Here is a 16,004-nt window from a genome sequence, read left to right on the forward strand (position 1 = left end):
AAATAAAAAATGAAAAATCTTTATAGAATATTATCCTTTCTGATTCTTTTGTCGATTTATTGTTCGTCGTGCAAACAATCAGACTTAAACCTTTATCCGACCAATGATAAGGTTGGCGCAACAGTGTATACTTCGTTAGAGGCTTATAAAGCAGGACTGGTAAAAATGTATGCCAGCTTTGGTCTCGTTCATTCCAGTGGCGCTACAGCATCCAGTGATATAGGCGGGCTTAACGTCAGTTTCGCGGATTTCTTGCGTTTGTTCTGGATGTCGCAGGAATTAACAACAGATGAAGCGATATGCGGTTGGGGAGATACAGGAGTTCCAGATTTGGTTCAGATGAAATGGACCGCTGATAATCAATTTCTTAGGGGATTATACTCTCGCGCACTCTATCAGATTACCATCTGTAATGAGTTTTTGCGGGAAAGTTCACCCGAAAAATTAGCTGCTAGAAATATTTCAGCAGCAGAAGAGATTAAGCACTTCCGTGCTGAAGCACGCTTTCTACGTGCGTATCAATATTGGGTCTTGTTGGATGCTTTTGGTAACCCGCCTTTTGTAACGGAACAGGACGCTATTGGGAAACAAGCACCTAAACAGATTCAGCGATCAGAATTATTCAAGTATGTGGAAGCCGAGTTAATAGCTATTAACGATGACCTAATGGAACCACGGACAAACGAATATGGCCGCGCCGATAAAGGTGCAGCCTGGGCATTACTTTCTAGATTATATTTAAATGCGGAAGTTTATACAGGTACAGCGAGATACACAGAGGCTATTACTTACTCTCAAAAAGTCATTAACGCGGGTTATAAATTGGCCGCCGAATATAAAAATCTTTTTTTAACAGATAACAATGTGACGAGTAAAGACGAAATGATATTGACCATCAATTACGACGCGAATAAAACGCAGAATAATGGAGGAACAACTTATATAATCAATGCTGCTGTGGATCCCGGTACGATGCAACCAGCGTCTTTTGGTATTCCCAATGGAGGATGGTCCGGTAACAGGGTAAGAAGCACTATTCCGGCGATTTTCGGAGACTATAGTGGTGCTACCGATAAAAGAGCCATGTTTTTTGGTAATAAAATACAGAATGATAACATGTCCGAGTTTGGAGACGGTCTTAAAGCTATTAAATTTCGTAACGTGAGCTCTCAAGGTGTACCTTCATTAGATATTAACAGTGGTACCTTTTGCTCTTTGGATTTTGCTATCTTCCGTTTGGCCGAACAATATCTGATTTATGGGGAGGCTGTATTACGTGGTGGAAGCGGTGGTTCTGTCAGTCAAGCTATTACTTATGTAAATGAGTTGCGTAAACGCGCCTATGGTAATACCTCGGGAAATGTTCCGAATATCAACCTTGATTTTTTTCTTGATGAGCGTGTTAGGGAGTTGTATTGGGAAGGATTCAGACGTACGGATCTGATTCGGTACAATAAGTTCACAGAATCAACTTATGTCTGGCCATATAAAGGCGGTGTTAAGTCCGGTGCTGGTGTTGATGGGAGCCGAAGGTTGTTTCCGTTGCCGACAGCAGACATTATTTCAAATACAAACTTAGTTCAAAATAAAGGTTACTAACACGATAAATAAGCTTAACAATGAGAAATTTAATCATTAAGGGGAGTCTGATCGGCCTACTTAGTCTTGGCCTCGCTAGTTGCAACAAATCAGAAAATCAAATGATTGCACATATAGGTCCCGTCGGGACATTGAATACTTCCACGACGGATCTGAAATTATCTTTAGCGGATGGGGAGAAGCCAGCGTTAACTCTCTCGTTTTCGAAGGTGGAGGTAACGGAAACCGAAATTCCAGTTACTTCGACTATCCAATTTGATGTCAAGGGAAACAATTTTGCGAATCCGCTGGAATTTGTTCAAAAGGCCTATACTTTTTCGCCCACTGTCAATCAAATGAATGAACTTATGTTGAAATTGGGAATGAAAATTGGTGAGCAAGGGCAGCTTGAAGTCCGGCTGAAATCCGAACCTGCTGCTAATGCAGTGAGTTATTCGAACATAATCTTATTGACAGGTAGACCGTTCAAGGCTTCAAGTTGGATCTATATGCCTGGAGCGTATCAAAATTGGTCTCCAGAAACTGCAGATAGCCTCCTCTCTTCAACAAGTAACGGCATTTATGAGGGCATTATTAATTTTCCTGTAGGTAAGCTAGATTTTAAAATTACACCCAAAAAGAACTGGACCATAAATTATGGAGATGCCGGTAGTGGCACGTTTCGATTGGGAGGCGATAATTTTAATGTGCTCACGCCAGGAGCGAAGAAAGTCATGATTGATATGAACAAAATGAAATGGGAGATTTCTGATGCCAAGATATGGTCCCTGATCGGTAGTGCAACTCCTAAAGGCTGGGATGGGGATACGGATCTAAAATTTGTAAACGACGGTACAGGTACATTTACTTTAACACAAGATCTAGCTGCTGGAGATATTAAAATAAGATATGGACACGACTGGGGCATAAATTTTGGTGGTAGCATCAATGATTTTGTCCTGAACGGTGGAAATGTTGCTGTCGCAGCAGGCAACTATACAGTGAAGTTGAACGTAACCAAAACAGATGCGCAGGGAAATCCTACTGCAATCAAGGTCAGCCTGCAAAAAAACGAAAAGTAGCTCATCACGCTTCAAGTTTAAAATTAAAAGGCCCGGCAGTTATGCCGGGCCTTTGATTTATTAAGAGAGGATATATAGTATTGATTTAACTTATTTTTTTAGTTCTAGTATCCACATTTTCATAGGTGGAATTGTTGTCTTGCTTTTTGTTGAATAGACCTCTTCGGTAAGCACATTCTGTGCTAATTTAAAGTCCGAGGTACGCTCCTCATATTTTTTGAAGTCAATTTCCTTCTCGGTATCACTTGTATTCATAGCACACATAATTGTTTGATTGCCATCGTATCTGAAGTATACATATAACCCTTCTACAGGAACATAATGCATCATTTTACCTGTCGTAATCGCTGATGACGTTTTTCTGAAATTTGCCAATTTACGAACAAGGTCCTGTGTGGACTTTTCATCTTCGCTGAGCCCTTTCCCTGTGAAAGCATTTTTTTTGTCTGTTTTCCAGCCACCTGGAAAATCTGACCGAAGGAGACCATCAGGTGCCTTAAGACCTTTCAAGAGCACTTCTGAACCATAATATAATTGCGGAATTCCTCGGTAGGTCAGGAGCCACTGATAGCCAATCTTCTGCTTCTCGGCATCTTCACCTACTAAAGAGAAAAATCTAGGTTCATCGTGGTTGTCCAATAGCAATACCTTTTGCATGGGGTTTTTGCTCAAGAAATCTGTACTCGCGGTATAATAGAGTTTATTTACTCCAGATGTCCAGCTTAAAGGCTCCGTCAGTGCGGGAATAATGCCATAGTATAAACTTTGAAAATCGACCACCGAAGGTAAGTTACTTTTAAAAGGTGTCGCGATGTTGTTCTGTTCGAAATACGTCTGATTGGCTACACCATGAACCATAATTTCTCCAAAAGCCGTAATTTGAGGAAATTCATTTAAGATTGCTTGGTTGCAACGGTTGGCAAAGTCTAAATCGTTGTAAGTATATGTATCCAAACGGACACCGTCAATACCAAATGTCTCGATATGCCATATGCAGTTCTGAATTAAGAAATTAGCCATATAGGGATTATCCTGATTAATATCAGGCATAGTGCTATCAAACCAGCCATCACTCATTTTCTTCCGATCCGATTTTGAAGCATAAGGATCAAATAGGGGCTGTTCCCGAAAAGAGGTCTGGGTATATTCCGACCAGCGATGTACCCAGTTGTTTTCTGGGGGATCCTGTTCTAAAAAATGGTATAAACCAAAATGGTTATACACGGCATCAAATATCAGTTTCATTCCTCTTTTGTGGAGTTCATCACTTAATTTCTTGTATAACTCATCACCACCGTATCTCTTATCGATTTTATAATGGTTGGTAATAGCGTAACCGTGTTCAGTTCTGTTGGGCATATCATTTTCCATTACGGGAGTAAACCATAGGGCAGTAATACCCAGTCCTTGCAAATAATCCAGGTTATTGATAATACCCTGGAAGTCTCCGCCATGGCGTGCATACATATCATTTCTATCTAAGGACTGATCTTTCATTCCTTTAACTTGATCGTTATCGGGATCACCATTACTGAATCGGTCTACCATAATCAAATCGATAAAATCGGATGAATTCACCCCTTGTGCGTAAGTACTGCCATTGCCCGATCTGCGGCGATTTAGTGGCCAGTAGATCTTCCTTTTCTTCCCATTTTGAAAGACCTCGATGGTGACATTGCCGGGTTGGGCCTGCGATGCGATAGAGATATCAGCAGCAAGATATCTTTTATTAGAAAATCGGTGTGTTTTTACCAACGTAACTCCTGGGTAGTTTATACGTATGCTATCGGATGAAAATGATTCTCCTGTGCTTCGAATTAGAAGTTGCACTGTATTCGTTTTCATGTTGACCCACCAGTTGGTTGGGTAAATGTCAATATTTTGGGCATTGACGGTACATATGCTGCAAAGTAAAGCAACATACAATAAGATTGTTTTTCTCATGTGAATTGATGTTTAATTGATCGTAAAATCGAATATACCCTTCTCAGGGATGCTTAAAAAACAACTTATGCAGACGACATTATTTATATTATAAACAACAACTTGCGTTTGAAAGAATAGCCTTATTTTTATAAACCTAGAAACACATTATGCACATAAGAAATTCCAATAGGCAAAATAAATTGCTGCTGATAAAAATGTATAGTTTATATTGGCTGGGCTATATTTTACTATTTAGCGTTATCCAGAGTATACCTACTGGCGATTTTATTACCGTATTACGCAACGAGTTTTATAGCCTTCTTCCTAAAATTATATTTGTAACGATTGTTGTGGAGTTGATGATGCCTCGATTATTATTCAAAAAAAAATATGTCGTCTTTGCTTTTGGCTACATCGGGATGATTCTGTTTTTTGCTTTTGTGCAGCGGATAATCGATAATTATATTATCATACGTTATTATCTAACTTTTTGGAAGGCCGAATCCCTCTTTTCAGTTCCAGTCTATTTGTACAATATCAGTAAACTACAATTTGTGGTCAGTATCCCCGTAGCATGTCGGCTTTTTTATTATTTAGCAGAAGAAAAGAGTAAAGTGCAGGCAATCATGTCTGAGAAATTGCAAGCTGAATTGTCTGCTCTTCGCAATCAATTTCACCCGCATTTTTTATTTAATGTATTAAATGGATTGTATAGTAAGATATTGAATCAATCTAATGATTCAGCTGAGATTGTTCTAAAAATATCGGATCTGCTTCGTTTTTCCTTGTATGAGGCAGATCGCAAAAATATTCCTCTTTCAAGCGAAATTGACCATCTTACTAATTATATCGCGTTACAGCGTCTGCGCTTTGGTCATGATTTGCAGATCAGCTTTAGTATGTATGGCGAAAATAAGGATGCTGTTATCGAACCGTTTTTGATTTTACCATTTATAGAGAATAGTTATAAACATTGCCTAAATGAGACCAATAAAGGTTGGATCACCATTGCAATTACAGTCAATGAAGAGTGGTTAGTTGTAAAGATTGAAAACAGTCTTTCCGGCAGGACTGCTTCTAAAATAAAGAATGCAGAAGGAATTGGTTTGGCAAATGTAAAGCGTAGATTGGAGTTACTTTATCCGCATCGACATGTGCTGCAGATCAAACGGGATGACTCGAGTTTTTTTGTCTCATTAAAATTGAAGATCAAAGATGATAAAAATTAAGTGTGCTATTGTTGAAGACGAATTGCCAGCTTCGGATTTACTTGAACTTCATATTTCCAAGTTCGATTTCTTGGATTTAAAAGGTAAGTACACGCACATTGTCGGATTACAACAGCTATTGGCTACCGAGAAAATAGACCTTCTCTTTTTAGATATAAATCTACCAGGGAAGTCCGGAATTGAATTTGCCAAGAGTCTTTCCAAAGAAATAGCCATTATTTTCACAACGGCTTACCCTAATTATGCTGTTGAAGGATTTGAACTGGATGCCATCGATTATATCTTAAAACCTATTTCTTTAGAACGCTTTACAAAAGCCGTGAATAAATACAGTAAGACCAAGCAGATAAGTTCCACGATAACGGTTCCAGTTAACTATGTGGAAGATCGCGCTTTTATTTTTGTAAAATGTGATCGGAAAATGATGAAATTTTTTTTAGATGAAATAGAATACCTAGAATCTCAGGGTAACTATGTTATAATCTATACATCAAATGGCCCTTATAAAATTTATCAATCTATTACTGACATACAAGACCGTCTGCCAGAGGGTACATTCCTTAGAATCCATCGTTCATTCTCAGTAGCTATAAAGAAAATTACAAGTTTCGGTGCCAAACATATAAATATCCGAGATAAACAATTGCCTATTGGAAGATTTTATCATAGTGACGTAGCAGATTTTCTGACGCGATTAGCTTCTGAATGACTCGTTTTCTTTAATAAATTCCCGAAAGGTGTTTATATTTTTCGATGTCGGGTGTTTGGTTAATGTTTTGTTTGTCAGCTTGTTGAATGATTTTCTTATTTATATTTTGTCTTAGTAGTCTTTCCCTTATATGAATGTTTCTCTAGATTTGGAAATGTTCAAGACGCTTAAAGAATGACCAATTAGTTGAGAATATCAAGCATTGATAATTTAAGATATGCAAGTAGTCCGGTTTGTCTGGCGTATGCATCATACTTTGGTGGTAGGAGATGCTGCGCCAAACGGCTGGAATGGATATCCCATTTTATCTTGCTTCGATCATTCAACTGATTTCACCAATCAATTCGAATTTTAAAATAGTACAAACATACAGCTAATGAAAAAAATAAATTTCTTATTCTTTGTTTTTCTAGCTTGTTTAGGTATTCAAGTAAATGCCCAGCAGCTACGATCTCCAAATGGTAATTTTATAATGGATTTTGTGTTGACCCCAAAAGGTGAACCAAGCTATGAACTGCGATACAAAGGTAAAAGTGTGATTAATCCCAGCCGATTGGGACTTGCGTTAAAAACTGACATGAATACTACCGCTACGTTTAGCGGACCAGATAGTGTAGCAAAGAAAAAACAATATGAGTCATTATCCAGCGGTTTTGAAGTGGTAGGAATGGAAAGAACTACTTTTGATGAGACTTGGCACCCGGTTTGGGGCGAGACTAAACGGGTCAGGAATCATTATAATGAATTAGAGATTACATTAAATCAAAAAGCAACAGATCGGACCATGAAGATTCGGTTTCGCCTTTTTGATGATGGATTAGGTTTTCGCTACGAATTTCCACAACAGAAAAATCTGATTTATTTCACCATTCAGGAGGAGTATTCCCAATTTGCAATGACAGGAGATCATACGGCTTATTGGATTCCAGGTGATTACGATACACAGGAGTATAATTATACAACATCAAAACTTTCGGAGATAAAAGGTTTGATGAAAAGTGCTTACGAAGAGGGTAATGTTTCTCAAACGTTATTTTCGCCGACTGGAGTTCAAACCTCGTTGATGTTAAAAAGCAAAGAAGGACTCTATATCAACCTTCACGAAGCAGCTTGTATAGATTATCCTACTATGCATTTGAATTTGGATGACAAAAATTTCACTTTTCAATCATGGTTAACACCTGATGCGCACGGTGATAAAGGACGTTTGCAGGCACCTTGTACATCGCCCTGGAGAACAATTATTGTTAGTGATGATGCACGTGAGATACTAGCTTCAAAAATGACCTACAATCTGAATGAACCTAACAAGATTAAAAATACGTCTTGGATCAAGCCCACCAAATATGTTGGTGTATGGTGGGAGATGATTACAGGTAAAAATAGCTGGTCATATACCAATGATTTCCCTTCAGTACAGCTAGGAAAAACTGATTTTACAAAATCAAAACCTAATGGTACACATGGTGCTACGACAGACAATGTCAAGAAATATATCGATTTTGCCGCCAAGCATGGATTTGATGGCGTACTGGTAGAAGGATGGAATGTAGGGTGGGAAGATTGGTTTGGCCATGGTAAGGATTATGTGTTTGATTTTGTAACACCCTATCCGGATTTTAATCTGAAAGACTTGAATGAATATGCGCATTCAAAAGGGGTAAAACTTATCATGCATCATGAGACATCAGGGGCGGTTCGTAATTACGAACGTCATATTGATACTGCGTTTAAATTGATGAAACAATATGGTTATAATGCTGTTAAAAGCGGATATGTTGGTCAGATATTACCCCTAGGAGATCATCATTATAGTCAATCAACCAATAATCACTATCAATTTGTGATCGAAAAAGCTGCTGGATACCACATTATGGTCAATGCTCATGAAGCGGTTCGTCCTACTGGTATTGCCCGTACCTGGCCCAATATGATCGGTAACGAGTCCGCTCGTGGAACAGAATATCAAGCCTTTGGCGGTAATGCACTTAATCATGTCACTATCCTGCCTTTCACGAGATTAATCGGTGGGCCGATGGATTATACACCAGGTATTTTTGAAATGAATTTACCGAATGGTGCCCATGTAAATAGTACCTTGGCAAATCAATTAGCCTTGTATGTGACGATGTATAGCCCACTGCAAATGGCGGCAGATTTTCCAGAAAACTACGATCGTTTTCCGGATGCTTTTCAATTTATTAAAGATGTGGGGATCGATTGGGATGACAGTAAATATTTGGAAGCGGAGCCGGGGCAGTATATTACGGTGGCACGCAAAGAAAAAAATACTAACAAATGGTTTCTGGGAAGTGTCAATGGAAATGATAGTAGAACATCCCATATAAAATTTGATTTTCTGGAAGTAGGAAAGACCTATTTGGCTACTATTTATGCCGATGCACCAGATGCTAACTTTAAAACAAAACCGCAAGCTTATACGGTTAAAAAAATGAAGGTAACCCACAAAGACAATTTGGCGCAATTCTGTGCTGCAGCTGGCGGATATGCCATTTCGATTGTTCCAATTGAAAAATAAAGGCCATTTAATGGATTAAAATAAGGCTTCTTTTTTAAAAAGAAGCCTTAATCCTGTCTATTAGCAATATCAATTTTATGAAAAACCAACCTAAATCCAACTACACATTTTCCCTCATCACTATTACAGTCCTATTTTTTATGTGGGGGTTTATAACCTGCATGAACGATATCCTAATTCCCTATTTGAAACAGCTCTTTAATCTGAAATTCTTCGAGGCTATGTTGGTCCAGTTCTGTTTCTTTGGAGCTTATTTTATCGGTTCTTTGCTTTATTTCATTTATTCAGCAACAATGGGTGATCCTATTCATAAAATAGGCTACAAAAAAGGAATTATTGCAGGAATTATGATTGCTGCATTGGGCTGTTTTTTATTCTATCCAGCGGCGACCATTTCTTCTTACCCTCTATTTTTAGCGGCGCTTTTTATCCTTGGTTTGGGGTTCACTGTCTTACAGATTACGGCAAATGCCTATGTCTCGTTATTGGGCAGTCAGGAGTCAGCTTCCAGCAGGCTGAATATGACACAGGCTTTTAATGCTTTCGGTACTACAATAGCGCCTATCCTAGGGGGACATCTTATCTTTGAGCTTTTTTCAACCGCGGATGGTTCTTTTAGTGCATTATCCACACGCGTACCCTATGTGGCCTTTGGTGTAGTTCTGATTCTAGTGGCTATATTTATTTCAAGGGTTAAGCTCCCTTCTTTTAATGCAGAATCAGGTTCTGAACCCGTTCGCGGCCTGACAGCGTTAAAGTTTCCGAACTTACGATATGGCATGCTCACAATGTTTTGTTATGTCGGCGGGGAAGTTGCAGTAGGCAGCTTCATCATTAGCTTTTTGGAATTGCCCTCCATTGTGGGCTTATCGGAAGCAGCTGCCAAAAATTATCTAGCCCTTTATTGGGGAGGTGCAATGATGGGACGTTTTTTAGGTTCGATCTCACTCAGTACTAAAATTCCAACAAATAGACGATTTGTATATATGTTCATTACAGCCATAGCGGTATTTGGGGTAATATATGCGGTAGTCGACTTAAATTTTTCACAGATAAGTTTTTTCTTATTATTTGTATTGTTAAACTTTGTGGCTTTTTTTATTGGGCAGTCATTGCCGGCTCGTACATTGATGATATTTGCTACGGTAAATATTCTTTTATTACTATCGGCTATTCTAAATCAGGGCTTTATGGCGATGTATAGCATATTGGGGATAGGAATTTTTAATTCGATTATGTTCTCAAATATTTATACATTATCTATTTCAGGCTTAGGGAAATATACAAGCCAAGGTTCTTCGCTGGTCGTCATGGCAATACTCGGGGGGGCTTTGGTTCCAGTCTTGCAGGGATATATCGCAGATAGAGTAGGAGTACAGTCCTCATTTTTGTTGCCTACATGTTGTTATATCGTGATTGCGCTTTTTGGGCTCTATTCTTCACGGCATCTTTCCGTTGTTTCTCCGACGGCGGCAGCATTGGGAGGACATTAATGGAGTTTTAAATCAGTGATCTAATTCAATCAATTATGAAAATCAGCTTAGGAAGAAGTATCGTTTAGGTAGACGATTATGATGAAGCATTCGCTTTTTATGAGAAAAATTTTTATTGCGAAAAGCTTTATGACGAAAAAGTATATGATAGTCTCCGTTTCTTGCATATTAAATTTAATGGAGATCATAATAACGGAATTTGGTTTTTAGAAGCCAAGACAGAGGCGCAGCAAACACTGGTCGGTAAACAGACAGGGGGGCAGCCATTGTTGGTGATTTATAATGATGATTGTTATGCACTGTATGAGCATGTTCGATTAAATCATGTGACTATCCTTGAGCCGATAGAAACGACAACAGGAAGTAAATATTTTCATTGTGCCGATTTATATGGTAATCGGATAACAGTAGTTGAATTGACACCGTATGAGAGCTAACTTAGATAATAAATTACTATCGAAAAAAAAATGAAAATCAAATATTTACTGCTTTATTCATGTTTGTTTGGTGTATTTTCTTTTATCAATGCACTTCAGCAAATATTTAAATAACATAATTTTAATTGAAGTTTAATGTAATAGAGCTTCGATCAAATTCTTGAAATCTTGCTCAAGGAAGGTTCATATCGATATATAAGAGCTCAGTTATATTTGATAACTGAGCCCTTATTCTTTTACTTCGAATCCTCAGGTTTGTGTTTGTGCGGTTTCAGATCGGGACGCTTCGGCTTGGTGTCGGGTGTTACCCGTTGTATTCTGTACTATATTTTAATGTTTTGATACTATTAATAAACGGTTCACATGCCTTCGAAGTACAGAATTCAGGTGTTTATTATTTAGAATTAATATAAATAATAGTATCTTTGACAGCGAACTTAATAGCGCGTTGAAAGGTATTTACTGTTCTTAATCATTTATTAGCTCATCACATGAAATTTAATCCATTTATCGTTTGTTTATTGTTGCTATTATCAATTGGCCCAGTTGCGGGTCAACAAGTAACTATCGGAGTCGAGGCCAGTATCAGATCGCAGATTGTCAACGAGGACCGTTCCATCTTGATATCGGTGCCCGAAGGTTACCAAACCTATTCCAAAACCAGTTATCCCGTCATCTATATATTGGATGGGGAGACCAATTTTAAGTACCTTGCCAGCCTATATCATTATCTGAGCCGTGAACCCTCGGGTATTCTGCCACCCGCTATTTTGGTGGGCATTGCCAATACGGACCGTACGCGGGACCTGACTCCGACCGCAGTTTCGGGACCGAAAGCGCTCTCCGGGAAACGCACCCGGGGCTTTGAACGATCAGGTGGAAATGCTGCTTTTATGGATTTTATCGGCAAGGAGCTGTTTCCCTATATCGAAAAAAACTATCGTTCCAATGGCTACAAAGTGCTGGTAGGCCATTCCTTTGGCGGGCTGACTGCCATCAATAACTTATTGACAAATCCTTTGTTTAATGCCTACATTGCCAATGATCCCAGCCTCTGGTGGGATAATGAACTGCTGATCAAAAAAGGCGAAGCGTCAGGACGGGACTTTAAGGACATCCGCCTCTTTCTGGCGCAGGCCAATAACGCCCGCCTTCGAAATGTGAGCGATGATGAACATGAAATCGCGATTGCCAAATTCAGAACCTTGTTGGAAAATGAACAGCTCAAAAATCTCCAATGGAAATATGCTTTCTACGAAGAGGATGACCACGGTACCGTGCCGCTGCCGGGCAACAACGACGGCCTGCGCTTTATCTTTGGAGCTTATCGCTGGAACTTTCGGGATGCCCTAAAAGATCCAGCAGCCATTCGCCAGCATTTTGATAGAGTTTCGGCCGAGCTGGGATACGAATTTCGCCCGACGCAGCTTTTCTTTCAGAAAATGCTGACCATTGCCAATGAGAGAAGCTCAATGCTGATCGTCGATCAGCTAAAGGCAATACAGCAGCACTATTACCCGCAATAGTGCTGTTGCAAAAAAATGCCGCTAACTAAACAGATAGCTCTTGCGAACGTTGGGTTCTCCTGTTTTTGTTAAAGCAAAAAGGCATATTTTACATGTTTTTACTATTTTTCTACATCTTGGATACCGTTAATAAGAGTTTCTTTGAATAACACTTTAATACCACATTATTTATGAAGCTGTTATCCTTTTCTATCGGAGTTTTCTTTTGGATTATCTCAACTTATTCATTTGCACAGAACAAACATATGTTAGACGGAACCTGGCGCTTTAGTCTGGACGAGAAAAACCGGGGACTGAAAGAAAAGTGGTTTGAACGTGATCTTGCCCAAACAATCCAATTACCGGGGACGACAGATGAAGCCAGATACGGGACAAAAACAAATGGATCTGACTTTGGTATCCTAACCCGAGCATATAAATATTATGGGCCTGCTTGGTACCAGCGGGAAATTACGGTGCCAACCAACTGGAAAGGTAAACAGATTTTTCTGAACCTGGAACGGGTGATGTGGCAATCTATGCTTTTCGTGGATGGTCGACAATTTACGCCGCAGGATGCATTAAACTCGCCACATCTGTATGCACTTGGGACGCTTAGTCCGGGCAAACATCGGCTGACAATCCGTATTAACAATGACATGATCTACAACATTGGTGACAAAGGTCATGCTTACACAGAGTACACTCAGAGTATCTGGAATGGTATAGTCGGCAAAATTGAACTCATAGCAAAGAATCCAATCCATTTTTTTAATCCACAAGTTTTCACATCAATTGCACCCAAGGCTTTTCAGCTCAAAGATACTTTATTGAATAATAGTGGCAAGAAAATCTCCGTAACGCTAGCCTATTCCTTACGGGAACGTAAGAGTGGGAACGAGCTGTTTCTTGGAAAGCGGAAGTTTACTGTATTATCAGCAAAACAACCTATTGATATTACTGAAAATGTACCTGATTTAGTTCAATTGTGGGACGATATCAATCCGAATCTATATACATTGACGCTGAGGTTACTGGATGATAAGGATCGCGAATTGGAAGTGAAGGAGATGGAAATAGGTTTTCGTGAAATCAGCGCTTCCAAATCGAAGATTTTAGTAAACAAACGCCCCGTTTTTCTACGTGGAAATTTGGATTGCGTCCATTTTCCATTAACCGGTTATCCGGCGATGGATGTTGAAGAATGGGAACGGATCTTCCGTATCTATAAAGCTTATGGGTTAAACCATGTGCGCTTTCATTCCTGGTGTCCACCGGAAGCGGCATTTGTTGCCGCAGATCGAATAGGGCTTTATCTACAGCCTGAAGTCATCTGGCTGGATTGGTGGATGGCAGTTGACAATCCGGGACGTGAAGAAATGAACACAAAGGGCAGGCCGAAGGGGCTAGGTCACAATGCGTCGGCGGATTCATTTGCACAAAAAGAGATTGCTACCATGTTGGCCAGTTATGGAAACCATGCTTCTTTTATAACAATGGCCATCGGCAATGAATTGGGGAATTCAGACTTTGACGTCATGGAATCCTGGCTAAAACCTTATAAAGCAAAAGATTCAAGAAGATTATATGCTGTTTCTTCAGCACGGAAGATAACAGCGCTGGATCAGTTTATCGCAACACATTATATTGACAAATTAGGAGGGACCAGAGGGCTACGTGGTGCGACAACGGATTGGGATTTTGAAAAGGTGTATAGTCAATCCAATATCCCCGTTATCGCACATGAAATTGGGCAATGGCCCGTATACCCAAGATGGGATGAAATAAAAAAATACACTGGCGTACTGAAAGCCAGAAACCTTGAACTTTTTCGCGAACAAGCCAGAAAAAACAAGCTCGAATCACAAAATGAAGCTTTCGTGCAGGCTTCTGGCGCACTCAACCAGCTGATGTATAAAAATGAGATAGAATCCTTTCTTCGAACACCTTCAGCAGCAGGCATACAACTGTTAAGCATGCAGGACTATCAAGGGCAAGGGGAAGCGCTAATAGGTTGGCTGGATGCTTTTTATGATAGCAAAGGGATTACTACCCCGGAAAAATTCAAGATGCACCATGATACCACAGTGATGCTGTTACGTCTTCCAAAATTTGTATGGAAAACAGAAGAGCCTTTCCAGGCCAAAGTGCAGGTTGCCCATTACGGTAAGGCTGATATCCAAGATGGGGTGTACTGGAAGATTTATGATGAAACAGCAACAGTGCTCTCCGCTGGTGATTTTACGAACCAAACTTTTCAGGCCGGGAGCTCAGAAATTATAGGATCCTTTACCAGTGATTTTTCCAAGGTCAAAAGAGCTACAAAGCTAACCGTGGAGGTTGGATTGAAAGATCGACCCAATAAAAATCGCTGGGAGATCTGGGTATATCCACCAGTCAATGTTCATGAAAAAGAGGTGTATGTAACAGAGCGGTTTGACGCTAAGGCAGAGCAAGTTTTAAATGCCGGCGGAAAGGTCTTGTTGGATGCTTCTGATCTGGGCAATGTGAAAACGGCAGATGTGATCAGCTTTTACCCACTGTATTGGTCACTTACTTTTTTTCCGGGGCAGGGAATCAATACGATAGGCCTATTACTGCGCGACAAACATCCGGCATTTAAGGAATTTCCAACAGATGCATACAGCAACTGGCAATGGCAAGCAATCTACAAAGGTGCAAAAGGCTTTTATATTAATAATTTTCCGGCGGTCTATAGGCCCATAGCACAGCCAATAGACGATTTTCATCGCAACAACAAGCTGGCTTCTATTTTTGAATTAAAGGTTGGAAAAGGCAAGTTATTAGTGACTGGTTTTAACATACAAGATGAGAAAAATCCAGTAAGCCAGCAGTTGAAAGCAAGTCTCCAAAAGTATATGGTTTCTGATGACTTCGATCCCGATTACCAACCAAATTTGGATTCATTACGAAAAATGTTTGTCTTCGTGGAGCCTCTAAAAAGTGTTGTACCAAAAGTCTTTAAAAATTCATTGCTGTATGTCGAAGCCGGCAAAAAATCCCAAGCTACTGACCGAAATGTCGATTGGTCCTCTGTCGTGGATTTGAATGAAGCGAATAAATCGGCGACTTATAGCGTAAAAGCAGAAGGTGTGTGGAAAGACGAGGTTTCTTCAGCATGGCAGGGCAAACAAATGGAAGTGACCATGCATGTGCCACAAGGCATGATCGGTACTTTTTACGTCTTTTTCCATGACTGGAATAACTTGGGACGTCAGGCAGATATTGAATTTGAAGGACGGCCGTATACCTTAGGCCGACACGACAAAGATGGTCAGTGGATCAAATTGCATGTGATGCGTGAAGACTCCAATGATGGGGTATTAAAGTTAAAAGTGAGTACCTTAAAAGGACCCAATACAATGATTTCGAAGATAGCCTTGACGGAGGAAGTAGATTAAGAAAATATATAGATCTGGCAAGAATTTAATATTTCTACCGTTCACAGCAACGGTAGAAATATTAAAAATATGTACGACAACAAT

9 protein-coding genes and 1 pseudogene are annotated in these 16,004 nt (G+C 39.7%); 9 read left to right on the forward strand and 1 reads right to left on the reverse strand.

What is annotated here, in order from left to right:
* The first annotated feature begins 9 nt into the window (after positions 1-9).
* Together BWD42_RS11840 and BWD42_RS11845 are read left to right on the forward strand one after the other, a co-directional pair.
* Positions 10-1,599 carry a RagB/SusD family nutrient uptake outer membrane protein gene (locus tag BWD42_RS11840; RefSeq protein ID WP_077436534.1) on the forward strand — a complete coding sequence of 530 codons (1,590 nt, stop codon included), beginning with the start codon at positions 10-12 and terminating at the stop codon, positions 1,597-1,599.
* A 20-nt stretch (positions 1,600-1,619) separates the two neighbouring features.
* Positions 1,620-2,660 carry a SusE domain-containing protein gene (locus tag BWD42_RS11845; RefSeq protein WP_077436536.1) on the forward strand — a complete coding sequence of 347 codons (1,041 nt, stop codon included), beginning with the start codon at positions 1,620-1,622 and terminating at the stop codon, positions 2,658-2,660.
* A gap of 90 nt (positions 2,661-2,750) precedes the next feature.
* On the opposite strand, the gene BWD42_RS11850 is transcribed toward BWD42_RS11845, so the two are convergent.
* Positions 2,751-4,604 (reverse strand): alpha-amylase family glycosyl hydrolase, encoded by a 1,854-nt coding sequence (locus BWD42_RS11850; RefSeq protein ID WP_077436538.1) that lies wholly within the window; start codon positions 4,602-4,604, stop codon positions 2,751-2,753.
* Positions 4,605-4,753: 149 nt separating this feature from the next.
* Between BWD42_RS11850 and BWD42_RS11855 the strand changes: the two genes are divergently transcribed.
* The 7 genes and pseudogenes from BWD42_RS11855 to BWD42_RS11885 all read left to right on the forward strand — a co-directional run bounded on the left by BWD42_RS11855 (position 4,754) and on the right by BWD42_RS11885 (position 15,920).
* Entirely contained in the window at positions 4,754-5,815 is a 1,062-nt protein-coding gene (locus BWD42_RS11855; protein ID WP_077436540.1) for a sensor histidine kinase, read from the forward strand.
* Positions 5,802-6,524 (forward strand): LytR/AlgR family response regulator transcription factor, encoded by a 723-nt coding sequence (locus tag BWD42_RS11860; RefSeq protein WP_077436542.1) that lies wholly within the window; start codon positions 5,802-5,804, stop codon positions 6,522-6,524. The genes BWD42_RS11855 and BWD42_RS11860 overlap by 14 nt, the downstream gene beginning before the upstream one ends.
* Before the next feature lie 376 nt (positions 6,525-6,900).
* Complete coding sequence (locus BWD42_RS11865; protein WP_077436544.1) at positions 6,901-9,063, forward strand: glycoside hydrolase family 97 protein; 2,163 nt, start codon at positions 6,901-6,903, stop codon at positions 9,061-9,063.
* Positions 9,064-9,140: 77 nt separating this feature from the next.
* Complete coding sequence (locus BWD42_RS11870; protein ID WP_077436546.1) at positions 9,141-10,556, forward strand: sugar MFS transporter; 1,416 nt, start codon at positions 9,141-9,143, stop codon at positions 10,554-10,556.
* Between the two features lie 80 nt (positions 10,557-10,636).
* Positions 10,637-10,993: pseudogene (locus BWD42_RS11875) on the forward strand (VOC family protein); the annotation flags it as partial.
* 491 nt (positions 10,994-11,484) lie between these two features.
* On the forward strand, positions 11,485-12,519 hold the full coding sequence (locus BWD42_RS11880; protein WP_077436550.1) for an alpha/beta hydrolase: 1,035 nt from the start codon (positions 11,485-11,487) through the stop codon (positions 12,517-12,519).
* 170 nt (positions 12,520-12,689) lie between these two features.
* Positions 12,690-15,920 carry a glycoside hydrolase family 2 gene (locus BWD42_RS11885; RefSeq protein ID WP_077436552.1) on the forward strand — a complete coding sequence of 1,077 codons (3,231 nt, stop codon included), beginning with the start codon at positions 12,690-12,692 and terminating at the stop codon, positions 15,918-15,920.
* Positions 15,921-16,004: the final 84 nt, after the last annotated feature.

Source organism: Sphingobacterium sp. CZ-UAM (genome assembly GCF_002000245.1).
Classification (GTDB): domain Bacteria; phylum Bacteroidota; class Bacteroidia; order Sphingobacteriales; family Sphingobacteriaceae; genus Sphingobacterium.

What these genes read in the sequence shown, in the direction of transcription:
- BWD42_RS11845 (WP_077436536.1), top strand. Translation starts at nt 1,620, where the DNA reads ATGAGAAATTTAATCATTAAGGGGAGTCTGATCGGCCTACTTAGTCTT.
- BWD42_RS11885 (WP_077436552.1), top strand. Translation starts at nt 12,690, where the DNA reads ATGAAGCTGTTATCCTTTTCTATCGGAGTTTTCTTTTGGATTATCTCA.
- BWD42_RS11865 (WP_077436544.1), top strand. Translation starts at nt 6,901, where the DNA reads ATGAAAAAAATAAATTTCTTATTCTTTGTTTTTCTAGCTTGTTTAGGT.
- BWD42_RS11840 (WP_077436534.1), top strand. Translation starts at nt 10, where the DNA reads ATGAAAAATCTTTATAGAATATTATCCTTTCTGATTCTTTTGTCGATT.
- BWD42_RS11880 (WP_077436550.1), top strand. Translation starts at nt 11,485, where the DNA reads ATGAAATTTAATCCATTTATCGTTTGTTTATTGTTGCTATTATCAATT.
- BWD42_RS11850 (WP_077436538.1), bottom strand. Translation starts at nt 4,604, where the DNA reads ATGAGAAAAACAATCTTATTGTATGTTGCTTTACTTTGCAGCATATGT.
- BWD42_RS11860 (WP_077436542.1), top strand. Translation starts at nt 5,802, where the DNA reads ATGATAAAAATTAAGTGTGCTATTGTTGAAGACGAATTGCCAGCTTCG.
- BWD42_RS11855 (WP_077436540.1), top strand. Translation starts at nt 4,754, where the DNA reads ATGCACATAAGAAATTCCAATAGGCAAAATAAATTGCTGCTGATAAAA.
- BWD42_RS11870 (WP_077436546.1), top strand. Translation starts at nt 9,141, where the DNA reads ATGAAAAACCAACCTAAATCCAACTACACATTTTCCCTCATCACTATT.